This is a genomic window from Nocardioides sp. Iso805N (assembly GCF_000364605.1).
GTDB lineage: Bacteria > Actinomycetota > Actinomycetes > Propionibacteriales > Nocardioidaceae > Nocardioides.
On record NZ_KB822583.1, the window covers coordinates 115,804 to 139,693 of the forward strand.

Below are 23,890 nucleotides of genomic sequence, written 5' to 3' on the forward strand. Positions count from 1 at the left end.
CCTTGGAATGACCACCTCACCCGCGCTCCTCCCGAAGGAGCTGCTGCAGATCCTGGCGCTGGCCGCGGAGTCCGACAGCATCGAGCTCAAGCTGACAGTTCCGCCCGGCTCCTACCGCCCGGCCGCGAAGGCGCTCGCGTTCGACCCGCTGGCGGCACAGATCCGACAGGTGTACTTCTTCGACACGCCGGATCTGGCCCTCAACCGAGCAGGCCTCGTGGTGCGGGCCCGGCGCATCCAGGGGCGTGACGGGGACTCGGTCGTCAAGCTGCGGCCGCTCGTGCCGAGCGACGTGGCCAAGGCGTTCCGCACTTCGGCACAGTTCAACGTCGAGGTCGACACGATGCCGGGCGGCTACGTCTGCTCGGGATCGATGAAGCGCGTCGTCACACCCCGTGCCGTCCTGGACGCCACGGCGGGCCGGCAGCCGCTGCGCAAGCTGTTCTCCAAGGAGCAGCGGGCGTTCTACGCGGCGCATGCTCCGGATGGTGTCGCTCTCGACGACCTGTCGGTGCTGGGGCCGATCCTGGTGCTCAAGGTGAAGTTCCAGGCCGAGGGCTTCGGCCAGCGTCTCGTGGTGGAGCTGTGGACCTATCCCGACGGCTCCCGGGTGGTCGAGCTCTCGACCAAGTGCCTCCCGGACGATGTCATCAAGGTCGCCGTCGCCAGCCGAGCCTTCCTGGACTCCCACGGCATCCCGGTGGGCGGAGAGCAGCAGACCAAGACCAAGACGGCGCTGGAGTTCTTCGCCGCCGAGCTCCTGGCCGAGGGCGCGCCCGCCTAGCGACTCGGTGCGGTCCGGACGAGCTGGACCAGGGCCACCAACGCGAGCGCCACGAGCGCCACGCCGTACCCGACCGTGACCTCGGTCAGGCCCAGGCCCCGGCTGACCAGGAAGCCGGCGACGACAGCGGGTGCGCCCATCCCGGCGTAGGAGACCAGGTAGACCGCCGAGAGCAGGCCAGGCCGCTCCTCCGGGGTCACCAGACCCACCGTCCCGCGTACGGCGCCCTGCAGCCCGCTGCCGAACCCGATCCCGGCCAGGAGCGTGCCCAGCAGGAAGACCCACAGGCTGTGGGTGCCGACCGCGACCAGGGTGACGGCGACGCCTGCCACCAGCGCGACGATGCCCCCGGTGAGCTGGGCCCGCGCCTCGTGCTGGCGCCGTACGACCGTCGTCGCCGAGGCCGCGCCGGCCAGGACGAACAGGGCGAGACCGCCGAGCGCGGCCGAGCCGTTCGAGGAGAGCTGGCGCACCAGTGCGGGGCCCAGCGAGCCGTAGAGCCCGGCGAGTGCCCAGACCGCGAACAGTGCGGGTGCTGCGGCGGCGAACGTGCTGCGGGCCGCTGGAGGGACCGAGAGTGTCGGGCGCAGGCTGGCGACCAGTCCGGGCCGGGTCTGGTTGGCCTCGATCAGCAGCAGCACGCCCACCGCCTGGGCAGCAAAGACCGCGACCAGCGCGACGTAGATCAGGTGGGTGGGCCACGGCAGGAAGGAGACCGTCAGACCGGCGGCCAGGGCACCGAAGCCGGTGCCGGCACCCGGTGCGGCCGAGCTGGCGACGGTCCCGTGCTCGCGGTGCGCCTCGATCATCGCGGCGCCGAGGGTGCCGAGCGCCGCTCCCGCGGCGACGCCCTGCAGGATTCGGCCGGCGAAGAGCGGCTCGAAGGATCCGGCGGTCGCGAAGAGGAGCACCGAGACGACCTGCAGGGCGATGGCGGTGAGCAGGACGGGCCGACGCCCGACGTGGTTCGAGAGCTCGCCGAGGATCAGCAGGCCGGCCAGGACGGCGAAGGCGTAGACGCCGAACGCCTCGGTGGTGGTGAGGGCGGTGCCGTGCCACACCAGGTCGTAGTGCTGGTAGAGCGGAGTCGGAGCAGCCGAGGCCGCGAGGAAGGAGATGACGATCGAGGCCAGCAGGGCCAGCCGAGCGACCGAGCCCTCTGCCTGGACCGGCATGTGCTGCACAGGTGCTGCGTTGGTGCTCATCGGGGCCTCCGACGGTAGGTAGACAGGTCTGTACACCTATCAAGGTGGACAGACCTGTCTACTATTCCGGGAACGCGAAGATTCGGAACAATTCGGCTCCGTGGGGGGTTGTGCTGTACAGATCTGTCTACCAGGAGGGGCGATGCCCACCAGCACGGCCAAGCAGGGCGCGCGTGAACGCATCCTCGAGACGGCGAGCCGACTGTTCTACGCCGAGGGCGTCCACACCGTCGGCATCGACCGGATCATCGAGGAGGCAGGCGTCGCCAAGGCGTCGCTCTACAAGACGTTCGGCAGCAAGGACGCGCTGATCGCTGCCTACCTCGACCAACGGCACGATCGCCAGGTCGCCCGGATCAGCCGGGCACTGGCCTCGGCAGACGACCCGCGCGAGCAGATCCTGGCGATCTTCGACTCCCAGGCGGCGCTGTTCGCGTCCCCCGACTTCCGGGGCTGCGCGTTCGCCGCCGCGACCGCCGAGGGGCCGGCGGGCTCGCCGACCGAGGAGAAGAGCCGGCTCTACCGCAGCTATGTCCGCGAGATCTTCCGCGACCTCGCCGCGCAGGCCGGGGTGGCGGATCCGGACACGCTCTCCCTCCAGCTGCACCTGGTCTACGACGGCGCCCAGCAGACGGCCCGGATGGACCACGAGGCGACGGTCGCTGCGACCGCACGCAAGACGGCGGAGGCGCTGCTGGACGCGGCCCTGGCCTGAGCAGTTGCTCCGTGCCGCCGGGCACAGGCACAATCGAGGCCTGAACATGTAGAGGGTTTCACGCGTCTTGGAGGTGGGTTCGGCGCGTCGTTCGACGCACCCGAAAGGCCCCTCTCGTGTCACCCTTCGCCTGGTACGGCCGGCTCTTCCAGCTGGCCGGGACGCCGTACGTCGTGATCGCGTTCCTGGCCAGACTCCCGCTGGCCATGAGCCAGCTCGGCGCCCTGCTCCTGGTCTCCAACGCGACCGGCAGCTACGGCCTCGGCGGCCTCGCCGCCGGTGCGCTCGCCGTCGGCAACGCCCTCGGAGCGCCGTATGCCGGAGCGCTCGCCGATCGGCTGGGGCAGCGCCACGTGGTGCTGGCCCAGTCGCTGGCCGGCGCCGTCTCGCTCGTCCTGCTGGTGATGCTGGTGCATGCCGGTGCCCCGGACCCGGCCGTGGTCGCCGTCGCGGCGCTCGCCGGGCTGACGATGCCGCAGGTGGGCCCGCTCGCGCGGGTGCGCTGGCGGCCGATCACCGCTGGCTGCGGCGCCGACCAGCGTCGACTCGTCGACGTCGCGTTCGCCTACGAGGGTGCCGCCGACGAGGCGTCGTTCGCGGTCGGCCCGGCACTGGTCGGCCTCGGCGCGGTCGCGATCTCGCCCGGCGGTGCGCTGATCCTGGCCGCGGCGATGCTGGCCGTCTTCGGGACCGGGTTCGCGCTGCATCGCACCGCGCGCACCGAGCGCCATGTGGGCGGCGCCGGGCACGCTGGGCGGCTGCTGACGCCCGTGCTGCTGGTCCTGCTCCTCGCCCAGCTGCTCATCGGCATGCTGTTCGGCGCCACCCAGACCGGTACGACGGTGCTGGCCACCGAGGCGGGCACGCCCGGCGTGGCAGGTCTGGTGCACGCCACTCTCGGCGTCGGCAGCGCGCTCGCCGGCGTCGGCACCGCGTTCATCCCCGAGCGGATCGGCCCCGAGCGCCGGATGCTGGCGGCCGCCAGCGCCCTGTTCGTGCTCTCGCTGCCCCTGCTGCTGGTCGGTGGCCTGCCCACCCTGGTACCGGTGGTGGCGATCCTCGGCTGTGCCGTGGCGCCGTTCATGATCGCCGTGTTCAGCACCGCCGAGCGGGTGGTCGCACCGAGCCGGGTGGCGACGGCGATGACGTTGCTCGCCAGCGCGACCGGCCTCGGCTACGCATCCGGCTCCAGCCTGGCCGGCCGGCTCGCCGACGAGCACGGTCACACCGCGGCCTTCGCGGTGACGGTGAGCGCGATGGCGGTCGCCGTCGTGCTGGCCGTGTCGAGCCAGCGGCGGCTGCGCCGCGCCCTCGCCGTACCGACCGCGGTGATCGAGGAGGCGCAGCCCGAGGCGCCCGCGATCACGGTGGGGTGAGCGATCCCGGCTGAGCTGCGGCGCGAAGGTCGGCGCTGAGCAGGGCCACGTGCAGCGACGCCCGGGTCTCGCCGTCGTCGAGGTCGGCGCCCAGCACCGCCGCGACGCGCGCGAGGCGCTCGTAGAGCACCGGACGCGACACCGCCAGGCTCGCCGCGGCCGTCGACTTGCTGGTCGGGTGGCGCAGCACCGCACGCAGGGCGGCCTCGAGGCGACCGTCCTCGTCGGCGGACCGGAGTGCATGCAGCTCGCGGTCGCTGAAGGTCGAGAGCCGCTCGTCATCGGCCAGCAGCGTCAGCAGCCCGCGCAGGTGCACGTCCTCCAGGTGGTGCACCCGACGCTCGACCGCCCCGTCGGCCAGCGCGGACATCACCTGATGGGCCTCGCGCATGGTGCGGTCGACGGCGGCGAAGTCGGTGACGGCGGTGCCGGCGGCAGCGACGAACCCGAGTCGCGGCGGGATCGCCGCGACCAGGTCGTCGATCGCTCGGGTGGCGGCGCGGCGCGGAAGTGAGAGCAGCACCTGCACGATCCCGCCCACGGCGGCGATCAAGGCAGGAGTACGCCGCGTCGCCGTCGCGTGCACCAGCGCCGCGACCAGCTCCTCGGTCGCGGTCGGCCGCCCGGCCGTCCGCAGCGCGAGCGCCACGAAGCTCCGGTTGGCGGTCGGCAGGCCGGCCAGCCGGCACCGCCGCTCCACGTCGGGCGCCGACGGGTCGGCGAGCAGTGCGACGAGCAGCTCGTGGTGCAGCTGCCGGTCGCGGTTGACCCGCTGTCGGTCGTGCAGCATGTGCATCGCCAGCGCTGCCGCGCCGCGCTCGGCGACGGCGACCAGGCGCTGGGTCGGGGGAGCGGGACAGTCGATCACGAGCCTGCCCCAGCCGCGCTCGGGCTTGCCGATCCTGGCGATCAGCCAGCCACTGCTGGCGTCCCACTCGGTGCGTGTCCGCGGCCGTACCGCCAGCGAACGGCGCTGCCAGTCCTCCAGGAACGCGGCGGCATCGCGCGGCCCGGCGACATAGTCGAGAACCCGGCGGTCCTCGCTCTCGAGCACGGCGGTCGTGGCGGCCAGCGTGGCCACGGCGGAGAGGATCTCGCCCGGGCCCGCCTCGGCGACGCTGAGGGTGGTGAAGGTGTCGTGCACCTGCTGGGCCTCCCGCAGCTCGGTGAGCTGCTGGTCGACGATCCGCTCGCCGATGCTCTGGGCCACGCTGGCGAAGCGCACCTCGCGCCGCAGCGCGACGAGTGGCAGGCCGGCGTGCTCGCAGGCCTCGACCAGCGATCCGGGGACCTGCTGCCACCGTCGGCCGAGCTCGATGAAGAGCCCGGCCGCGCCGGACTCCGCCAGGCTGGTGGCGAAGGATGCCAGCTGCGCGACACCCTCGGGCAGTGCGATGCCCGTGGTGAGCACGAGGTCGCCATCGCGGAGCAGCTCGGCGATGTCGGGCAGCTCGGTGGTGTGCACCCAGCGCACCGGTCGGTCGAGGCCGCCCGCGCCGCCCAGCATCTCTGGGTCCGCCCCGCGCACTGCGGGCATCCGCAGCACATCTGCCACTGTGATCGCCATCTGGATGTCCCGTCAAAGCGTCGGTCAAGAGAGTCGAATCCTACAGAACGACGGGCCTTGATCCGACTCGGCCAGACGATGATCGGAGGCGACCCGTCTTGAGAGGACACCATGTCGCGCACCATTGCCCACTGGGCCGCAGGCCGCAGCTTCGAGGGCGCGAGCGAACGCACCGCTCCCGTCACCAATCCCGCGACCGGCGCCGTCACCGGCGAGGTGGCGCTCGCCTCCGCCGCTGATGCCCAGCACGTCATCGACGTCGCCGCGGCGGCGGCCAAGGCGTGGGGCACTACGTCGCTCGCCCGCCGTACGCAGGTGCTTTTCGCCTTCCGCGAGCTGCTCCACGCGCGTCGCGAGGAGCTGGCCGAGATCATCACGGCCGAGCACGGCAAGGTGCACTCCGATGCCCTCGGTGAGATCGCCCGCGGCCTGGAGGTCGTGGAGTTCGCGTGTGGCATCGGGCACCTGCTCAAGGGCGGCCACTCGGAGCAGGCCTCGACCGGGGTCGACGTGCACTCCAAGCTCGAGCCGCTGGGCGTGGTGGGCATCATCAGCCCGTTCAACTTCCCGGCGATGGTCCCGATGTGGTTCTTCCCCGTCGCGATCGCCGCGGGCAACACCGTAGTGGTCAAGCCGAGCGAGAAGGATCCCTCCTCCTCGCTGTGGCTCGCCGAGCTGTGGCGCGAGGCCGGTCTGCCGGACGGCGTCTTCAACGTGCTGCAGGGTGACAAGGAGGCGGTCGACGCACTGCTCGACAGTCCCCGGGTGCAGGCGATCAGCTTCGTCGGGTCGACCCCCATCGCCGAGTACGTCTACGAGCGCGCCTCGAAGGCCGGCAAGCGCGTGCAGGCCCTCGGTGGCGCGAAGAACCACATGGTCGTGCTGCCCGATGCCGACCTCGACCTGGCCGCCGACGCCGCTGTCAACGCCGGCTACGGCAGCGCGGGCGAGCGCTGCATGGCGATCAGCGTGCTGGTGGCGGTCGGCGCGGTGGCCGACGAGTTGGTCGCGCGGATCGCGGACCGCACCCGGACGCTGCTGATCGGTGACGGCTCGGTGGCAGCGACCTCCGAGGGTGCCGACGGTCGCGAGGCCGACATGGGGCCGCTGGTCACGCAGGCCCACCGCGACAAGGTGGCCTCCTTCATCGACTCCGGCGAGCGCGAGGGTGCCAAGGTCGTCGTCGATGGCCGCGACGTCCAGGCGCGGGGCGGTCAGGACGGCTTCTGGCTCGGGCCGACGCTGTTCGACCACGTCAGCCCCGAGATGGAGATCTACCGCGAAGAGATCTTCGGGCCGGTGCTCTCGGTGGTGCGGGTCGAGACCTACGCCGACGCTGTCGAGCTGATCAACGCGAACCCCTACGGCAACGGCACGGCCGTCTTCACCAACGACGGTGGCGCCGCCCGGCGCTTCGAGGCGGACGTGGAGGTCGGCATGATCGGCGTCAACGTGCCGATCCCGGTGCCGGTGGCCTACTACTCCTTCGGCGGCTGGAAGCGCTCGCTGTTCGGGGACACGCACGCGTACGGCGCCGAGGGCGTGCACTTCTTCACCCGCCGCAAGGTGGTCACCACCCGGTGGATCGATCCGGCCAACCGCCCCGAGGGTGGCCTCGAGCTGGGGTTCCCGCGCAATGACTGACACGACTCTCGCCGTCCCGTCCCTCAGCGAGCTGGTCGACCCGTCGGCCGAGCGCGCCTACGAGCTCGACCGCCGGCACGTCTTCCACTCCTGGTCCGCCCAGGCGCAGATCAAGCCGATGGTGGTCACCCGCGCCGAGGGCTCCTACGTCTGGGACGGCGATGGCAACCGGCTGCTGGACTTCACCTCCCAGCTGGTCTTCACCAACATGGGTCACCAGCATCCGCGGATCGTGCGGGCGATCCAGGAGCAGGCCGCCGAGCTGTGCACCGTCGCGCCCGGCTACGTCAACGCGGCCCGCTCCGAGGCGGCCCGGCTGATCGCCAGCCACACGCCGGACGGCCTGGACAAGGTGTTCTTCACCAACGGCGGCGCCGACGCCAACGAGCACGCCATCCGGATGGCCCGGCTGCACACCGGCCGGACGAAGGTGCTCTCGACGTACCGCTCGTATCACGGGGGCACCCATCTCGCCGTCAACGTGACCGGCGACCCGCGCCGCTGGGCCAGTGACAACGGCTCGACCGGCACCGTGCACTTCTTCGGGCCCTTCCTCTACCGCAGCGCGTTCCACGCCACCACCGAGGCCGAGGAGTGCGAGCGCGCGCTGGCCCACCTCGAGCAGGTGGTGACGCTGGAGGGTCCGGGCACGATCGCCGCCATCGTGCTCGAGTCGATCCCCGGCACCGCCGGCATCATGATCCCGCCGCCGGGCTACCTCGCCGGCGTGCGGGCCCTGTGCGACCAGCACGGCATCGTGCTGATCGCCGACGAGGTGATGGCCGGCTTCGGCCGCGCCGGCAAGTGGTTCGCGATCGAGCACGCCGAGGGCGTCGTACCTGACCTGCTGACCTTCGCCAAGGGCGTCAACTCCGGCTACGTCCCGATGGGCGGCGTCGCGATCAACGAGGAGATCGCGGCCACCTTCGATGACCGGGTCTACCCCGGCGGCCTGACCTACTCCGGTCACCCGCTCGCCTCCGCGGCCGCGGTCGCCACCATCCGGGCGATGGAGGACGAGTCGGTCGTCGAGCACGCCGCGGCCCTCGGCGAGGACGTCTTCGCCCCGAGGCTGGCCGAGCTCGCCGGCGCACACGATTGGATCGGCGAGGTGCGCGGCACCGGCGCGTTCTGGGCGATCGAGCTCGTCTCGGACCCGAGCACCCGGGAGCCGCTGGCGCCGTACGGCGGGTCGAGCGACGCGATGAACAGCATCGTCGCGGGCTGCAAGAAGCGCGGGCTTCTCCCGTTCGTCAACTACAACCGGATCCACCTCGTGCCACCGCTCAACACCGCCGCGGAGCTCGTCGAGGAGGCCATCGGCACCCTCGGCGAGGCGATCGCCGAGGCCAGCGCCTCGGCCTGAGCACCAGCCCGAGCCGACCCCCGAGCCGAGTCCCTGAAGAAGGATGAGCGACGTGAGCGATGCAGTGACCGAGTATGCGGTGACCGACCCGGCGACGGGCGAGATCGTCCAGAAGTACCCGACCGCCACCGACGGCGAGCTGGAGGCCGCGCTGGCCTCGGCGACCGCGGCGAGCAAGGGCTGGGCACGTCGGACGACCGTCGCCGAGCGCGCCGCGGTGGTGGCGCGGGTGGCGGACCTGCACGAGGAGCGTCGCGAGGAGCTGGCGGCGATCATCGTGCGGGAGATGGGCAAGCCGCTGGCCGATGCGCTCGGCGAGGTGGACTTCGCCGCGGCCATCTTCCGCTACTACGCCGACAACGCCGTGCGGCTGCTGGCCGACGCGCCGATCGAGCTGCTGGCGGGGGAGGGCACGGCGTTCGTACGGAAGAGCCCCTACGGTGTGCTGCTGGGGATCATGCCGTGGAACTTCCCCTACTACCAGGTCGCCCGCTTCGCCGGCCCGAACCTGTGCGTGGGCAACACGGTGCTGCTCAAGCACGCGCCGCAGTGCCCGGAGTCGGCCGAGGCGATCCAGCGGATCTTCGACGACGCCGGGCTCGAGCCCGGTGCCTACGCCAACATCTACGCCACCAACGACCAGGTCGCGACGCTGATCGCCGACCCGCGGGTGGCAGGGGTGTCGCTGACCGGGTCGGAGCGGGCCGGGGCGGCAGTGGCCGAGATCGCGGGCCGCAACCTGAAGAAGGTGGTGCTGGAGCTGGGCGGCTCGGATCCGTTCATCCTGCTCTCGACCGACGACCTGGATGCCGCCGTCGAGCGCGGCCTGGCTGCCCGGATGGACAACACCGGGCAGTCCTGCAACGCCGCCAAGCGGTTCATCGTCGCCGCGGACCTCTACGAGCCGTTCGTGCAGAAGTTCACCGCGGCGGTGCTCGCGCATGCGGAGGGGCTGACGCCGCTCTCCTCGGTCGCCGCCGCCGACCGCCTCCAGGCCCAGATCGAGCAGGCCGTCGCGGACGGGGCGTCGTACGCCGCTGCGGGGGAGCGGCACGGTGCCTACGTTCCGGCCGGTGTCCTGACCGACGTCGATCGCGACAACGCGGTCTACTACCAGGAGCTGTTCGGTCCGGTCGCGATGGTCTTCCGGGTCGACTCGGAGGAGGAGGCCGTAGAGCTCGCCAACGACACTCCCTACGGGCTCGGCTCCTACGTCTTCACCACCGACCCGGCACAGGCGATCCGGGTGGCCGACCGGATCGAGGCCGGCATGGTCTTCGTCAACGGCGTCCTGCTCGACGGTGCCGAGCTGCCGTTCGGCGGCATCAAGCGCTCCGGGTTCGGACGTGAGATGGGCGCTCTCGGGATCGAGGAGTTCATCAACAAGAAGCTCATCCGCAGCGTGCTTCCCCTCGAGCCTCGCTGAGGCGCTGCCGCACTCGCGAGTCGGACGTCACGACGTACGCTCCGCCTGCGCCGCCCAGCGCGGCGCCGCCGGGGCGTGCTGTTCGCGTCATGATCTGCGTCACTCCGCGTCTCCACCACGGTCGGGTGCCTATCCCGCCGGAAGGAGACCTACGTGGAGCCCGACGCGGTCGCCGCACCCCACCCCCTCGGCCACGCCGGGGCGGGCGCTCGTCCCTTTCCCGTCGCAGATCGCGAGGTGCTCGCTCTCGCTGCTGCGGTGATCCGCTACCCGGCACGCCGTGAGGAGCTGGCGCTCGAGCGCTTCGGCCTGACGCCGAGAGTGCTGTGGGAGCGTGTCGACGAGTTGCTGGCTGACTCGGCGACCGAGGCGGCGATGCCGATCGAGACCCTGCGGCTCCGGCGAAGGCGTGAGATGCGCAAGCGGGTCCGTGGCGACGCCCCCGGCGCCCCAGTCGGTCCCTAGAAGACGCAGCCGGCCGACCGCGAAGGAGAATCACCTCACCATCGCACCGCGCGCGTCGTCCTCTTGGACCGACGCCGCACAGACCGACCCGAGCCAGCTCTGTGCGGCGTTCGCTCGTGCAGTGTCAGCGCGCGCTCTCGGCACTCGTCATGAGCTGGGGGTGGCGATGATGTCCGACGTGGGCGGAGCCTCGACGGACACCCGCTCGCCCCAGTCGGAGTAGGTCATGCTGATTGTTCCGGTGGCGCCGCCCGCGACGTTGACCTTGTCCAAGTAGCCGTCGGTGCCGACCTGGACGTCGGTGGTCACACCTGCCGTGCTGATCTGCCAGTGTCCGTTGCCGCGACTCTTCGCGGCACCGTCTGAGCTCTCGATCTGCTTGAGCGTCTGGGCGGGATCGACGCTGAGCGTCGACCCGATCTGGGCGGCGTCCATCTTCATCCATTTGCCCGGCTGGCCCGGCGCACCGACATAGAGGGCGCCGTCCACGAACCGCATCTCGACGTCCTGGCCGGCGGTCTTGATCTTCATCTGCATGGCCGTGTCCTTGCCGCTGAAGACGATGTCGCCCTCGCCGGATCCGGCACTGCCCACGGTGATGGTGACGTGCGCGCTCTTGCCGTCGTTCATCGTCTTCGCCATGGCGTCGACGAGGCTGCCGGTACCGCTCCCGGCATCGGTCGACGCGTCCGCGCCCGGAGCGGGCGAGGTGACGCTGGAGGACGAGACGGACGAGGTCGAGCCGCTGCTCGAGGTGTCGGCGTGGTCCTTGCCCGTGGCGCCGCCACCGCAGCCGGCGAGGGCAAGTACGGCCATGATGGCGCCTGCCGTTGCGACAGATCGGCCAGAACGGTTTGCCATGGCGACGTGCTTCTCAATCATTCGGTGCCCTCTTCGACACGGACGCCGATATGCGATGGTGCTGGCGTGGGTTCTCGGTCGAGCATGGACTCAGCTGTTCCCACCGCTGCTGCCGCCGCCGTTGCCGCCTCCGTTGTTGCCGCCTCCGCCGCTGCCGTCGTCGCCACCGTCCGTGGGTGTGTCGCTCGGCGAGGGGGTGACGGTCGCAGTCGCGCCGCCGCCATCAGTCGGGGCGCCGGTCGGTGACGAGGTGGTGCTGGGGCTTCCGGTATCGGTCGGCGAGGGACTTGCGGTGGGCGAGCCTGTCGGGCCCGCGGTCGGCGACGAGGTGGACATCGGGCTCGCCACCGGAGACGAGCTCTGAGACGACGCGGACGTCGGGCTCGCCTTCGGCGTGTGGCTACCGCTGCTGCCGTGACCATCGGACGGGTCGCGCTGCCCGGTCGAGCAGGCCGAGTCGGTCACGGCCGAGGCCGGACCGTTCGTGGCGACCACGGACATCACGACGCCTCCGACCATGACGAGCAGCACCAGCGTGGTGATCACCTGCGCTCGGGAACGGGCCTTGACGAGCAGGGCTACCCCCGCGAGGAGCAGGAGGATGCCGAGCGCTGTCAGCAGCAACAGGTTGCCAGGGGCTCCGGTGTTGGGGAGGCATGGTGCGGACATGAGGGATCTCCGTTCGGTGCTACACGGATATCCCGTTCCGGACAGGGCCACCCGTGTCGAGGGCATGGGAGACCGATGTGTTGTCCCGCGCTCGGCGCTCCGGCAGGTGCTCCATGCGCAGGACCCTTCAACCGTCCCCGATCAGGGACGATGTCGGGCCCGAGTCATGACGCGATAGGCGCTGGGTCGTCTCGGAGAAGGATCGTGGCCGCTGTCAGGTCGGGCCGTGAACGTTCGGACTCCCGCACCTCAGGCGCTCGACGCGGACAGCCTCGAGCCCGTGCCGGGCTGGGCGTCAGCAAGGCGCGGGCCAACGACGATCGCGGGCCGCTCCATGCTGACGACGCAGCGCACGTCAGGGCGGCGAGAATGCCTGACGGCATCAGGGTCGCGGCTGCCCGATGGGCGCCGCGCGGAGCTCAGTGAGACAGGCCCCAGAAGAAGCCGAAGATGCCGCAGGCCACGCCGGCGATGATGATCAGCCACAGCGAGATCATCGCGAGCGTGTGCATGTTCGCCTGGTAAGCGTTGTGCTCGAAGCCGCCGAAGTGCTGCTCGTTGCTGCTGATGTCCGTCATCGATCTCTCCTGAACAGGTTGCTCTTCGGGATGCACCGTATCGTCCTCAGGATCGTTGGCCCAGCTCACGCGCCACCTCCAGCAGAAAACCGACGTCATCGGGCGTGGTCCGGAAGTTCACGAAGCAGGCCCGCAGGCACGTGCGGCCATCGACGTCGGCGGGGGCGATGAAGACCCGTCCGTCCGCCTGCATCGTGCGCGCCAGCTGGTCGTTGTGGGTGTTCAGCTCCTCCTCGGTCAGCCCCGGCACCAGGTGCCGGAAGCAGACCGTGGACAGCATCGGGTCGTGCAGCAGCTCGAACTCGGGATCCTCCCGTACGGCGCCGGCCAGCACCCGCGCCAGGTGCAGCGATCCCTCGAGCCACGCGCGGAACTGGTCGGCCCCGTGCACGCGCATCGACAGCCACAGCCGCAGCGACCGGAACGGCCGGGAGTACTCGAAGGTCGTGTCGACCGGGTTGGCGACGTCACCTTCGTGCAGCATGTAGCGCTCCTCGTGGCCGAACGCCGCCCGCAGGGCGCCGGGCCGGCGCAGCAGGACGGCGCTGCAGCTCTTCGGCAGCCCCAGCCACTTGTGCGCGTCGACGGTGACCGAGTCGGCCTGCACCAGCCCGGCGAACCAGTGCCCGGCGGTGGCGGTCGCCGCGGCCGGCAGCCCGTAGGCGCCGTCGACGTGCAGCCACACGTCCTCGGTGGCGCAGACGGCAGCGATGGTGTCCATCGGATCGACCGCGCCGGTCAGCGTCGTACCGGCGGTGGCGACGACGGCGACCGGGGTGAAGCCGGCGGCCCGGTCCCGGGAGATGGCGTCGGTCAGGGCGGGCACCGACATCCGGCGCTGCTCGTCGAGCGGGATCCGGCGCAGCGCCCGGCTGCCCAGCCCGGCCGCCTCGATGGCGCGCACGATCGAGTGGTGGGCCTCGTCCGAGCAGTAGACGGTCGCGCGAGCCCCGTCCACGCCGTTCTCCCGGGTGCCTGGCAGGGCGGCCTCGCGGGCGGCGAGCAGCGCGGTCAGGTTCGAGGTCTGGCCGCCAGAGGTGAAGTGCCCCTCGGCGACGGGATACCCGACGAACTCGGCCAGCCAGCGCAGCGCCTGCCGGTCGAGCAGGTCCGCGGCCCCGGCCGAGATGGCGAGGTTCGCGTCGTACGCCGCCGACAGCGCGGAGGCCAGTACGCCGGTGTGCAGCCCGCTGGAGCCGACGTAGGCGACGAACAGCGGCCGGGAGGGGGAGTGGCTCGCGTCGAGCACCCGGACCGCGTCGCTCAACGCGGCGTGCAGCTCGGACGGCTCGGCCGGCAGCGCGGTGCCCAGCCGGGCGATCAGGTCGGGGTCGGCGTGCGGTTCGTCGAGTCGGGGACGGTCGAAGGAGTCCCAGGCGGTGGCGAGGTACTGGGACAGGTCGCGGAGCACGTCCTCGCGATCGGCGAGTGCGGCATCGGCGAGGTAGGCCGGCGTCGGGTCTGCGGTCATGTGACCCAGGTTACGGTGGCGCCATGCCCTCATCGGACCGGCCCGACTGCGTCTTCTGCGACATCGCCACGGGCCAGCTCGCGGCTCAGCTGGTGATCGAGGACGACGACTTCGTGGCGTTCCTGGACAAGCGCCCGGTCTTCAAGGGTCACGTGCTGCTGATGCCGCGCGAGCACGTCGTCACACTGCCCGATCTGCCGGCTCGGCTGCGCGACGGCTTCCTCGCCCACGCCCAGCGGCTGGCCACCGCGATGGTCGAGGGCCTGGACGCGCAGGGCAGCTTCGTGGCCAACAACAACACGGTCAGTCAGTCGGTCGCGCACCTGCACCTGCACGTGGTCCCGCGTACCAAGGGCGACGGCCTGCGCGGGTTCTTCTGGCCCCGACAGACCTACGCCGATGATCACGAGGCGACGACGTACGCCGAGCGTCTGCGGGCATCGTTACAGTGACGCTGGTAACCACAAGACAGCCGGACACCACAGCAGAAGGAGTCTCACCATGGGTCGTTTCGACGGACGGGTAGCCGTGATCACCGGTGCTGCGCGCGGCATCGGCTTCGGGGTAGCCACCCGCTTCGCCGAGGAGGGCGCGTCGGTCGCGGTCGTCGACCTCGACGAGTCCGCCGCAGCCGAGGCCGCCGCGAAGCTCCCGACACCCGAGGGATCCAGCGCCAAGCACGTCGGCATCGGTGCCAACGTCGGCGACGGCGCCTCGGTCGAGGCCGCCATCGAGCGCGTCGTGGCCGAGCTCGGCGGGATCCACATCCTGATGAACAACGCCGGCATCACCCGCGACAACCTGCTGTTCAAGATGTCCGAGGATGACTGGGACCTGGTCATGAACGTGCACCTCAAGGGCTCGTTCCTGATGACCAAGGCCGCTCAGAAGCACTTCGTGGCGCAGAAGTACGGCAAGATCATCAACGTCTCCTCGACCTCGGCGCTGGGCAACCGCGGCCAGGCCAACTACTCCGCGGCCAAGATGGGTCTGCAGGGCTTCACCCGCACCCTCGGCATCGAGCTCGGCCCCTTCGGCATCAACGTCAACGCGATCGCGCCGGGCTTCATCGCCACCGAGATGACCGACCAGACCGCCGCTCGCCTCGGCATGTCGGTCGAGGACTTCCGCAAGGCCGCCGCCGAGCACAACCCGGTCCGCCGGGTCGGATTCCCCGAGGACATCGCCGCTGCCGCCGCGTTCCTGGCCAGCGACGAGTCGTCGTACATCACCGGCCAGACCCTGTACGTCGACGGCGGCGTCACCCTCGGCTGATCGCCCCGTGGGGCCCTGTCACGGGCAGTGCTCCGACCTGACCAGGTGACGCGGCCGCTGGCGCGCCTTCGTCACCTGGTCGGTCCATCAGCGACACTGGTGCCGCATTCCCCGTGTCGAATCGTTTGGAGTCTTCCCATGCGCACTTCCCGCGCCCTCGTGCGTGCCATCGTTCCGCTTGCTCTGGGCAGCGTCGTGCTGACCGGCTGCGGCAGCGGCAGCAAGGACAGCGCCGACCCGGCGTCCCCGGCCGCCTCCTCGGGTGCGTCGTCGTCGACGGCGGCTCCGACGCCCACGACCTGGCCGCTGACCGGCCTCTCGGCCCCCAACGGTGCCTCGGAGACCAAGCACTCTGTCTACATCGCCAAGATCGACAACACCTACGACAGCAAGCCGCAGTACGGCATCGGCCAGGCTGACATGGTCACCCAGGAGCTGGTCGAGGGCGGGATCACCCGTCTCGCGGTGTTCTTCTACTCCAAGCTGCCCGACAAGGTCGGGCCGATCCGCTCGATGCGTCTGACCGACATCGGTGTGGCCAAGCCGCTCAACGCGAAGCTGGTCACCTCGGGCGCCGCCGCGGTGACGCTCAACGGCCTGGCCAAGGCGGGCGTGAAGTTCATCGACATGAACAACCCGAACGTGCGTCGCGTGCTCGACGGCACCCACGACACCCTGCACAGCGTGCAGGCCAACCTGAGCAAGCTGGCTACGAGCAGCACCCAGAAGCAGGCGGCCCGCCCGCAGGACTTCTTCCAGTGGGGCACCGACGCGGACTTCCAGGGCACCGGCAACGCCACCACCGTCAACACCAAGATCGGCAACGCGCCGGGCAGCAACGACGTGTGGAAGTACACCGCCGGCAAGTACGTCCTGCAGAACAGCTACATGGACCGCGCCAGCGTCTACAACCCTGACACCGTCGTCGCGATCACGGTCAAGACGAGCCTCGCGCCGTACAAGGATCCTGCGGGCAACCCCGTCCCCGTGACCCACTTCGAGGGCCACGGCAAGGCCGTGATCTTCCACGGCGGCAAGCTCGAGAAGGTCAAGTGGAGCAAGGACGGCGTCGAGGGTCTGCCGACCTTCACCGCCAAGGACGGCACGCCCGTCAAGGTCCCGGCCGGCCACGTGTGGATCGCACTGGTGCCCAAGGGCGGCGAGGCGGTCTCGGCCGGCTCCGTCAGCTGGTCCAAGTGACGCTCTGACCAACCCCGTTCGCCGAGACTGCAGAAACGTCCGCCGAGACTGCAGAAACGTCCGCCGAGCCTGTCGAGGTGCCTCGACAGGCTAGGCGGACGTGAACGGACGATTCAGTCGTCGTCAGGAGTCTCGCTGCCCTCGGCTGCCGTGCTGCCCAGGTGCACGCCCTGCGCCGACAGCGCCTGGATGCCGGCCAGGATGTAGCTGATCGCCTCCTCGACCCGGCGCGCCGCGGCAGCCCGGTCGGTGGCATCGGCGACGGTGTCGCCCACTGAGGAGAGGGCACCGAAGAAGATCCTGGCGAAGGTCGCGTTCATCTCCTCGTCCACGACCTGCCCGGCGGCGCGCAGCACGGTCTTGACGATGTCCTCGACGACCGTGAAGGCCGAGCGCTCCTCCTGTTCGCGGTAGCGCTCGTAGCCGAGCACAGCCGGACCGTCCTGGATGACGATGCGTCGGTACGCCGGCTGCTGCACAGCGGTGAGGAAGGCGCGCAGGCCGATCAGCGCCTGCTCCCACGGGTCCTTGACGCCCTTGATCTGCTGACGGATCCACTTGGTGGTGCCGGTCTCGACCTCGACGAAGACGGCGTCGAAGAGCGCCTGCTTGCCGCTGAAGTGGTGGTACAGCGCGCCCTTGGTGACCTTGGCGCCGGCCACGATCGCGTCCAGCGAGGCTCCGGCGTACCCGTTCTCGGCGAAGAGGCGCGTGGCCACCTCCAGGAGCGCCTTCTTGGTGGACGCGGAGTACTGCTGCCGGCGCGTCACCCCGGGCACGCCCGGCAGCGGCGGCACTTTCGGCACGAACTTGCTGACGGACTTGGCCACCGGGTCACTTTAGTCACTCGGTCGCTGCGGAAGTGGTCAGGATCACCCGCGGCGAGATTGGCATACCGTCGGTATGAACCGTACCGTCGTTACGTACTCACGGTATGTGAGTACTCAATCAACGTAGGGGCTGAACCATGACCTGGACGAGCTACCACAACCGCGGAGAGGTTCTCCGCGCTGTCATCGCGGCGGTCGACGAACGTCGCGACGGCCGCCTCCCGATGGATGTCGACGGCGTGAGCGACACGTTCGCCAACGAGCTGGACCTGCTCGGCGCGCTGCAGCTGAGGTGGCACACCACCTTCTCCGGCCGGATCGAGCGCGAGCTCGACCTCCAGCCGATGGACCTGGAGGGCGCCGTCATCGCCGCCTGGCATGCCGTGTGCGACGAGCTGCCCGGCGTGCGCGCCGTGCTGGATCACTACATGCAGAACCCGGCCGACGAGCGGATGGCGCAGGCCTTCGGCAAGGCGGTCGCCAAGGAGCGGATGTTCATGGCCGCCATGGCCGGGCGCGGCGCTCCGCAGGACCAGCTCACCGCCCCGGCCGGAGCGCGGATCGAGGCCGCGGCGCGAGCGTCGTACGTCCCGGCTCCGCGCCGCGCCTCGGAGCGGCCCACGCTGCTCGGCCGGATCCGGGCGGCCCTCGCCGCCTGATCGGGCATTCATCCCACGTCGACCTCGGTGCTGGCGCACCACCGCTGCTTCGGCCGCGGCCCCCTCCCTCCTCCCACGCGCGGGGCCGGGGTCGATGTGTCTCGGCCCGGCTGGAGACCGGTGCGATGATGACGGACATGGAGATCGCGCCGGGTCACCTCCTCGTTGCCACGCCGGCGCTGCGCGACCCCAACTTCTTCCGCACGGTGGTGCTGATGGTCGACATCGACGACGAGGGTGCGGTCGGGGTGGTGCTCAACCGGCCCGGTGAGCTGGGTGTGGGCGAGGTTCTCGAGCCGTGGGAGGACGGTGTCGCCGCGCCGCCGGTGCTCTTCGAGGGCGGCCCGGTGCGGACCGAGGCAGCTCTGGCGGTCGGGCTGCTGCGCGACGTCGGCGACGTACCGGTCGGCTTCCATGCCATCCACGGCCGCCTGGGCCTGCTTGACCTCGACACGCCGCCGGAGCTGGTCGAGGGCAGCCTCAGTGGGCTGAGGATCTTCGCGGGGTACGCCGGATGGGGCGCCGAGCAGCTTGCGGACGAGATCGCCGAGGGCAGCTGGTTCGTCGTACCTGCGCGGCGGGAGGACGTCTTCAGGCCCTCCGTCGAGTCGCTGTGGAGCGACGTGCTACGGCGCCAGCCGGGGGAGCTCGCCTGGCAGTCGACGCGGCCCGCCGACCCCGAGTCGAACTGAGATCTCGCGTAAACTCGCTGGCATGGGATTCCTCGGCTTCGGTAACTCGGGCGGCACTGACACCGCCGTCAAGGAGAAGGTGGGAGAGCTCGAGGAGACGATCCCGACCGAGGACGGCGACCACGACCGCTTCTCGCACTTCGTCGAGAAGGACAAGCTCACCGAGGCGATGGTGATGGGCACGCCCGTCATCGCCCTGTGCGGCAAGGTCTGGGTGCCCAGCCGGGACGGTACGAAGTTCCCCGTGTGCCCGGACTGCAAGGAGATCTGGGAGTCGCTACCTCCCGAGGGAGACGAGTGAACAACCTCAGTCCGGCGTGGCCCAACAAGGCCGCGTGGGGGACAGCTCCGTCCCTGCGTGCCTGGCAGGCCGCTGCCATGCAGCAGTACGTCGACGAGCAGCCGCGCGACTTCCTCGCGGTGGCGACGCCGGGGGCCGGCAAGACGACCTTCGCGCTGACGGTCGCCGCCGAGCTTCTCGGCCGGCGCATCGTTGACCGGGTGATCATCGTCGCTCCCACCGAGCACCTCAAGACCCAGTGGGCCGAGGCGGCCGGTCGTGCCGGCATCCCGATCGACCCCAACTACTCCGCGGGCCAGGGCAGGACCTCGGGTGAGTTCGTCGGCGTGGCCGTCACCTACGCCGGTGTGGCGGTCAACCCGCTCGCGATGCGGATCCGCACCGAGCGCTTCAAGACGTTGGTGATCCTCGACGAGGTGCACCACGCCGGCGATGCACTCTCGTGGGGCGAGGGCGTCCGCGAGGCCTTCGAGGAGGCCACCCGGCGGCTGTGCCTGACCGGCACGCCGTTCCGCTCCGACATCAACCCGATCCCGTTCGTCACCTACGCGCCCGGCGAGGACGGCATCCCGCGCTCGGTGGCCGACTTCACCTACGGGTACGCCGAGGCCCTCGCCGACCACGTCGTGCGACCGGTGCTGTTCATGGCCTACTCCGGGCAGATGACCTGGCGGACCCGTGCGGGCGACGAGATCGCCGCTCACCTGGGCGAACCACTCACCAAGGACCTGACCCAGCAGGCGCTGCGCACCGCGCTCGACCCCAAGGGGTCGTGGATGCCGGCCGTCCTCGAGGCGGCGGACAAGCGACTCTCCGAGGTCCGGCGGCACGTGCCCGACGCGGGTGCGCTGGTGATCGCGACCGACCAGGACTCGGCGCGGGCCTATGCCAAGACGATCAAGGGCATCACCGGCGAGTCGCCCACTGTGGTGCTCTCCGACGAGAAGGACGCCTCGAAGAAGATCGCTGCCTTCTCCACGAGCGAGGACCGCTGGATGGTCGCGGTCAGGATGGTCTCCGAAGGCGTCGACGTACCTCGGCTGGCGGTCGGCGTCTACGCCACCACCACGTCGACGCCACTGTTCTTCGCCCAGGCCATCGGCCGCTTCGTGCGTGCCCGCACGCGGGGGGAGACGGCGTCGGTCTTCCTGCCGTCGGTGCCGAACCTGCTCGGCTTCGCCTCCGAGATGGAGGTCGCCCGCGACCACGTGCTGGGCAAGAAGATCAACGACGACGGCGACATCTTCGCCGCCGAGGACGCGCTGATGGCCCAGGCCAACGCGTCGGAGGCGGCCTCGTCCGACGAGGCCATGGGCCCCTGGGAGGCGCTCGGTTCGGAGGCCCGCTTCGACCGGGTGCTCTTCGACGGCGGTGAGTTCGGCCACGCCGGTGAGGTGCACGTCGGATCGGAGGAGGAGATGGACTTCCTCGGCATTCCGGGGCTGCTTGAGCCGGACCAGATGCGGCAGCTGCTCCAGCAGCGGCAGAGCGACCGGGCCAAGCAGCAGAAGGCGCGCGGTGACGGGCTGGAGGAGGCCCGACGGCGGGCAGCCGCCGATGGACTGGCGGAGACCTCCACCCATGAGCAGTTGGCGGTGCTGCGCCGCGAGCTCAACGGGCTGGTAGCGGCCTGGCACCACCGCACCGGGCAGGCGCACGGCATCACGCACGCCGCCCTGCGGCGGGAGTGCGGAGGTCCGGCCGCTGCGGTGGCCACCAGCGACCAGCTGCGCTCGCGGATCGAACGGATCCGGGAGTGGGCGGCCGAGCGCCGTTCTTCCTAGGCCGAGAGGTCACCTTCGGCGGGCCGAGAGGTCAGTTTCGGCGGGCCGAGAGGTCACCTTCGGCGGGCCGAGAGGTCAGTTTCGGCGGGCCGAGAGGTCAGTTTCGGCGGGCCGAATGTCGAAGTGGACACTCAACCCGCCGAAGGGGACCTCTCGAGCCGCCGAAGGTGACCTTTCGACGTCTCAGTCGATGTCGGCCGTCTCCAGGACCTCGGCCTCCTGCTCCGAGCCGTGGCTCGGTGCGCTGGAGGTCGGGATGAGGTGGCGGAAGGAGAGCAGGAGCACCAGCGCGACCAGCGTGACGCCGGCACCGAGGTAGAACGGCGTGTGGAAGCTGTGCTCGGCGAGCTTGCCGGCGACGTACGCGCCGACGGCACCGCCGAAGAACCGGACGAAGGAGTACGCCGCGGACGCGACCGGCCGCGGGACCGGTGCCGCACCCATCACCAGCGTGGTGATGACGGTGTTGTTGATGCCCAGGCACAGACCGGCGAGCACGATGCAGACGATCAGCACGGTGTGGTGCGCCGAGAAGAGGCCCATCGCGGCCAGGATGATCGCGAAGCCGAGCAGGGCGGACACGATCGCGGCGATGGTGCCGATCTTGCTCTCCAGCCACGGCGCGCCCCAGATCGAGGTGAACGCCAGTGCGGCGCCCCAGCCGAAGAAGACCCAGCCGACGCCGGCCGGTGACATCTGCAGCGGGTAGGGAGCCACCGCCATCAGGGTGAAGAAGCCGAAGTTGTAGAGCAGCGAGACCAGCGAGACCACCAGCAGGCCGGGGTAGCGCAGCGCCCTGATCGGGTCGGCGATCGAGGTCCTGGCCTCCGGCTTCGGGGTGGCCGGCAGCAGGAAGAAGGTGGCGACGAGGCCGATGAACATCAGGACCGCCACGCCGAAGAACGGGCCGCGCCAGCTGATGTGCTGGCCGAGCTGGCCGCCCACGATCGGGCCCAGGCCGATGCCGATGCCGAGCGCGGACTCGTAGAGCAGCACGGCCTGCTTCAGGGAGCCGGCGGACAGCGAGACGATCGTGGCCAGCGAGGTGGCGATGAACAGGGCGTTGCCCAGGCCCCAGAAGGCACGGGCGATGACGATGCCGCCGACGCTGTTCATGCAGCCGCCGATGGCGGAGAAGACGACGATGATCGCCAGGCCCAGCAGCAGGGTGTGCTTCACCCCGATCCGGCTGGAGACGAAGCCGGTGATCAGCATCGCCACCGCCGTCACGACCAGGTAGGAGGTGAACAGCAGCGAGATCTGGCCGGTGGTGGCGCCGAGGCTCTCCTTCAGAGAGGCCAGGATCGGGTCGACCAGGCCGAGGCCCATGAAGGAGACGACGCACGCGAAGGCGACGGCCCACACGGCGCGCGGTTGGTGGAGGAGCGAGCCCGTGGATGTCGCGGGCTGCATAGCGGGGGAGTTCACGCGTTTCCTTTCTCGGTGAGGCTCTTGAGGACGGCGATCGCGGTCGCGACGTCGCTCTCCGTGTGTGTGCTGAGACGGCCGCGGATGCTCTCGGCGAGACGCTGGCGGTTCTCCCGCAGGTACGCGCGGCCGGAGTCGGTGAGGCTCAGCACCTGCGCGCGGGCGTCGGTCGGGTGGGGCGCCTTGGCGACGTACCCCTCCTGGACGAGGGCCGCGACCTGGGTGCTCATCGTCGGCTGTGAGATGCCGTCGGCGGCGGCGAGCTGGCTGATGCCGGCCGAGCCCAGGTCGTCGAGCGTGGCGAGCACGCGGTAGGCGGCCGGCATGTTGACGTCACGGCGCAGTTGCCGGATCAGCTTGCCGGCCAGGAGGACGAGCTCACCACTCGAGTCAGTCACATTGAGAAACTATATACCTTGCCTATCTATCTCGCAAGGGTCGTACGCGGTGCCGGCGAAGGGGCCTGGCTCAGACGACCGCCACGCCGGCCGCGGCCATCTCTGCCAGCGCCCGCTGGGTGGTCTCGGGCGCGACGCCAGCGCTGAGCGCGGTCAGCACGCGCGTGCCGAACCCCTGACGCTGGGCGTCGAGAGCGGTGGCACGCACGCAGTAGTCCGTGGCCAGGCCGCACACGTCAACCTCGGTGATGCCCTTCGCGCGCAGCCAGGCGCCAAGAGCGATGCCGTCCGGGGTGGTGCCCTCGAAGCCGGAGTAGGCGGCCTGGTGCTCGCCCTTGCGGAAGATCTGGTCGAACGGCTCCGGGTCCAGGTTGGGGTGGAAGGCCTCACCGTCGGTGCCCACCACGCAGTGTGCCGGCCAGGTGTCGACGAAGTCCGGCGGGTTGCCGAAATGGTGCCCGGGGTTGACGTGGTGGTCCTTCGTCGCGACCACGCGGTCGTAGCTGGACGCCCCTGGCAGCGCCTGGCTGCGGGCCCGCAGCAGCTCTGCGATGTCGTGGGCGATCTGAGCCCCACCCGCGACAGGCAGCGACCCGCCCTCGCAGAAGTCGTTCTGGACGTCGACCACGATCAGCGCGCGTGCCATGGTCCGACGGTAGTGCCTGGAGTTGTGAGTGTCAGCGGGGCGCCGGGGCCGCTGTGATGTCTCAGGACATCGCGGACACATTCGGCTCAGGACTTCGCGGACACTGTGCCACTTGGGTTGGCTGATTGATAGACGCGTCGTTGGGTTGTTGCTTCGAACTCGACAACGAGCTGGTTGCCATGGAACACCGTGACCTGGTTGTTCTGTTGGAATACGGTCATGGTCTTTCTGGCCCAGGCTCGCCCCAGTCCGACGAGGTGGTTGTTGACCGTGATGTTGCCGCTATCGGTGGAGGGCTTGTCGGTCACGATCAGCGGCATGGTGAAGCCTGCTCCGGTGGGGCTGTCCAGGGGTCCCAGCTCGTAGCGCTGCTGGGGTGTGAGGCCCTGGAGGTAGACACGTCGGCGGGTGTTGTTCGCGACGCGGTACTCATCGAGTCCGGCCTGCAGGTCGGCGATGGTGGGGCCTGACCCCGGTTCTTGGACACGCTGAATCCAGCACCTGGTGCTGGGGAAGCGAGATGATCCGAGAACTATGGCCAGGAAGAACT

General features: G+C 70.4%; 25 protein-coding genes. 14 read left to right on the top strand and 11 right to left on the bottom strand.

Annotated elements, in window-relative coordinates:
• Window positions 1-7 precede the first annotated feature (7 nt).
• Window positions 8-784, top strand: coding sequence for a hypothetical protein (locus H036_RS23450; protein ID WP_017936097.1), 777 nt, complete (start codon window positions 8-10; stop codon window positions 782-784).
• On the opposite strand, the gene H036_RS0117450 is transcribed toward H036_RS23450, so the two are convergent.
• The gene (locus tag H036_RS0117450) at window positions 781-1,989 is read right to left on the bottom strand and encodes an MFS transporter (RefSeq protein ID WP_017936098.1); all 1,209 of its coding nucleotides are present in this window, start codon (window positions 1,987-1,989) and stop codon (window positions 781-783) included. The two genes, H036_RS23450 and H036_RS0117450, sit on opposite strands and share 4 nt — an antisense overlap.
• A 142-nt stretch (window positions 1,990-2,131) precedes the next feature.
• Between H036_RS0117450 and H036_RS26120 the strand changes: the two genes are divergently transcribed.
• Window positions 2,132-2,704 carry a TetR/AcrR family transcriptional regulator gene (locus H036_RS26120; protein WP_017936099.1) on the top strand — a complete coding sequence of 191 codons (573 nt, stop codon included), beginning with the start codon at window positions 2,132-2,134 and terminating at the stop codon, window positions 2,702-2,704.
• A gap of 116 nt (window positions 2,705-2,820) precedes the next feature.
• Window positions 2,821-4,080 (top strand): MFS transporter, encoded by a 1,260-nt coding sequence (locus tag H036_RS0117460; RefSeq protein WP_017936100.1) that lies wholly within the window; start codon window positions 2,821-2,823, stop codon window positions 4,078-4,080.
• On the opposite strand, the gene H036_RS0117465 is transcribed toward H036_RS0117460, so the two are convergent.
• Window positions 4,067-5,647, bottom strand: coding sequence for a PucR family transcriptional regulator (locus tag H036_RS0117465; protein ID WP_026146137.1), 1,581 nt, complete (start codon window positions 5,645-5,647; stop codon window positions 4,067-4,069). The two genes, H036_RS0117460 and H036_RS0117465, sit on opposite strands and share 14 nt — an antisense overlap.
• Window positions 5,648-5,758: 111 nt before the next feature.
• On the opposite strand from H036_RS0117465, the gene H036_RS0117470 reads away from it, so the two are divergent.
• From H036_RS0117470 to H036_RS24585, 4 genes are all read left to right on the top strand, one after another.
• Window positions 5,759-7,291 (top strand): CoA-acylating methylmalonate-semialdehyde dehydrogenase, encoded by a 1,533-nt coding sequence (locus H036_RS0117470; RefSeq protein WP_017936102.1) that lies wholly within the window; start codon window positions 5,759-5,761, stop codon window positions 7,289-7,291.
• Window positions 7,284-8,657 carry an aspartate aminotransferase family protein gene (locus H036_RS0117475; protein ID WP_017936103.1) on the top strand — a complete coding sequence of 458 codons (1,374 nt, stop codon included), beginning with the start codon at window positions 7,284-7,286 and terminating at the stop codon, window positions 8,655-8,657. Before H036_RS0117470 ends, H036_RS0117475 begins: the two co-directional genes overlap by 8 nt.
• Window positions 8,658-8,700: 43 nt before the next feature.
• Window positions 8,701-10,083, top strand: a complete 1,383-nt coding sequence (locus H036_RS0117480; RefSeq protein WP_442852447.1) for an NAD-dependent succinate-semialdehyde dehydrogenase — start codon at window positions 8,701-8,703, stop codon at window positions 10,081-10,083.
• A gap of 153 nt (window positions 10,084-10,236) precedes the next feature.
• Window positions 10,237-10,548, top strand: a complete 312-nt coding sequence (locus H036_RS24585; RefSeq protein ID WP_017936105.1) for a DUF3263 domain-containing protein — start codon at window positions 10,237-10,239, stop codon at window positions 10,546-10,548.
• A 147-nt stretch (window positions 10,549-10,695) separates the two neighbouring features.
• Here the strand turns inward: H036_RS24585 and H036_RS0117490 are convergent, their stop codons facing one another.
• From H036_RS0117490 to H036_RS0117505, 4 genes are all read right to left on the bottom strand, one after another.
• Window positions 10,696-11,364: a hypothetical protein gene (locus tag H036_RS0117490; protein WP_017936106.1), complete on the bottom strand. Its 669-nt coding sequence runs from the start codon at window positions 11,362-11,364 to the stop codon at window positions 10,696-10,698.
• Window positions 11,365-11,499: 135 nt separating this feature from the next.
• Entirely contained in the window at window positions 11,500-12,078 is a 579-nt protein-coding gene (locus tag H036_RS0117495; RefSeq protein ID WP_026146139.1) for an LPXTG cell wall anchor domain-containing protein, read from the bottom strand.
• Window positions 12,079-12,497: 419 nt separating this feature from the next.
• Window positions 12,498-12,656, bottom strand: coding sequence for a hypothetical protein (locus H036_RS25525; protein WP_017936107.1), 159 nt, complete (start codon window positions 12,654-12,656; stop codon window positions 12,498-12,500).
• 46 nt (window positions 12,657-12,702) lie between these two features.
• On the bottom strand, window positions 12,703-14,127 hold the full coding sequence (locus H036_RS0117505; RefSeq protein ID WP_017936108.1) for a pyridoxal phosphate-dependent decarboxylase family protein: 1,425 nt from the start codon (window positions 14,125-14,127) through the stop codon (window positions 12,703-12,705).
• A 23-nt stretch (window positions 14,128-14,150) separates the two neighbouring features.
• On the opposite strand from H036_RS0117505, the gene H036_RS0117510 reads away from it, so the two are divergent.
• From H036_RS0117510 to H036_RS0117520, 3 genes are all read left to right on the top strand, one after another.
• Window positions 14,151-14,579, top strand: a complete 429-nt coding sequence (locus tag H036_RS0117510) for an HIT family protein (protein WP_017936109.1) — start codon at window positions 14,151-14,153, stop codon at window positions 14,577-14,579.
• A gap of 49 nt (window positions 14,580-14,628) precedes the next feature.
• Window positions 14,629-15,402: an SDR family NAD(P)-dependent oxidoreductase gene (locus H036_RS0117515; protein ID WP_017936110.1), complete on the top strand. Its 774-nt coding sequence runs from the start codon at window positions 14,629-14,631 to the stop codon at window positions 15,400-15,402.
• Window positions 15,403-15,540: 138 nt separating this feature from the next.
• Window positions 15,541-16,602 carry a DUF3048 domain-containing protein gene (locus H036_RS0117520; protein ID WP_017936111.1) on the top strand — a complete coding sequence of 354 codons (1,062 nt, stop codon included), beginning with the start codon at window positions 15,541-15,543 and terminating at the stop codon, window positions 16,600-16,602.
• A gap of 113 nt (window positions 16,603-16,715) precedes the next feature.
• On the opposite strand, the gene H036_RS0117525 is transcribed toward H036_RS0117520, so the two are convergent.
• The gene (locus tag H036_RS0117525; RefSeq protein WP_017936112.1) at window positions 16,716-17,432 is read right to left on the bottom strand and encodes a TetR/AcrR family transcriptional regulator; all 717 of its coding nucleotides are present in this window, start codon (window positions 17,430-17,432) and stop codon (window positions 16,716-16,718) included.
• Window positions 17,433-17,569: 137 nt separating this feature from the next.
• Here H036_RS0117525 and H036_RS0117530 point away from each other — a divergent pair, with 137 nt between their 5' ends.
• The 4 genes from H036_RS0117530 to H036_RS0117545 all read left to right on the top strand — a co-directional run bounded on the left by H036_RS0117530 (window position 17,570) and on the right by H036_RS0117545 (window position 20,868).
• On the top strand, window positions 17,570-18,091 hold the full coding sequence (locus H036_RS0117530) for a hypothetical protein (protein WP_017936113.1): 522 nt from the start codon (window positions 17,570-17,572) through the stop codon (window positions 18,089-18,091).
• A gap of 137 nt (window positions 18,092-18,228) precedes the next feature.
• Window positions 18,229-18,783 (top strand): YqgE/AlgH family protein, encoded by a 555-nt coding sequence (locus tag H036_RS0117535; protein ID WP_232421897.1) that lies wholly within the window; start codon window positions 18,229-18,231, stop codon window positions 18,781-18,783.
• A 22-nt stretch (window positions 18,784-18,805) separates the two neighbouring features.
• A complete protein-coding gene (locus tag H036_RS0117540; RefSeq protein WP_017936115.1) occupies window positions 18,806-19,084 on the top strand; it encodes a DUF3039 domain-containing protein in 279 nt (92 codons plus the stop codon).
• A complete protein-coding gene (locus tag H036_RS0117545; RefSeq protein WP_017936116.1) occupies window positions 19,081-20,868 on the top strand; it encodes a DEAD/DEAH box helicase in 1,788 nt (595 codons plus the stop codon). The genes H036_RS0117540 and H036_RS0117545 overlap by 4 nt, the downstream gene beginning before the upstream one ends.
• A 183-nt stretch (window positions 20,869-21,051) precedes the next feature.
• Here the strand turns inward: H036_RS0117545 and H036_RS0117550 are convergent, their stop codons facing one another.
• From H036_RS0117550 to H036_RS26005, 4 genes are all read right to left on the bottom strand, one after another.
• Window positions 21,052-22,296 carry an MFS transporter gene (locus H036_RS0117550; protein ID WP_232421898.1) on the bottom strand — a complete coding sequence of 415 codons (1,245 nt, stop codon included), beginning with the start codon at window positions 22,294-22,296 and terminating at the stop codon, window positions 21,052-21,054.
• The gene (locus H036_RS23460) at window positions 22,293-22,694 is read right to left on the bottom strand and encodes a MarR family winged helix-turn-helix transcriptional regulator (RefSeq protein ID WP_017936118.1); all 402 of its coding nucleotides are present in this window, start codon (window positions 22,692-22,694) and stop codon (window positions 22,293-22,295) included. The genes H036_RS0117550 and H036_RS23460 overlap by 4 nt, the downstream gene beginning before the upstream one ends.
• Before the next feature lie 70 nt (window positions 22,695-22,764).
• Entirely contained in the window at window positions 22,765-23,340 is a 576-nt protein-coding gene (locus H036_RS0117560) for a nicotinamidase (RefSeq protein WP_017936119.1), read from the bottom strand.
• A gap of 86 nt (window positions 23,341-23,426) precedes the next feature.
• Window positions 23,427-23,890 (bottom strand): hypothetical protein (locus H036_RS26005; RefSeq protein WP_026146141.1); only part of this gene is annotated, 464 nt, incomplete at its 5' end.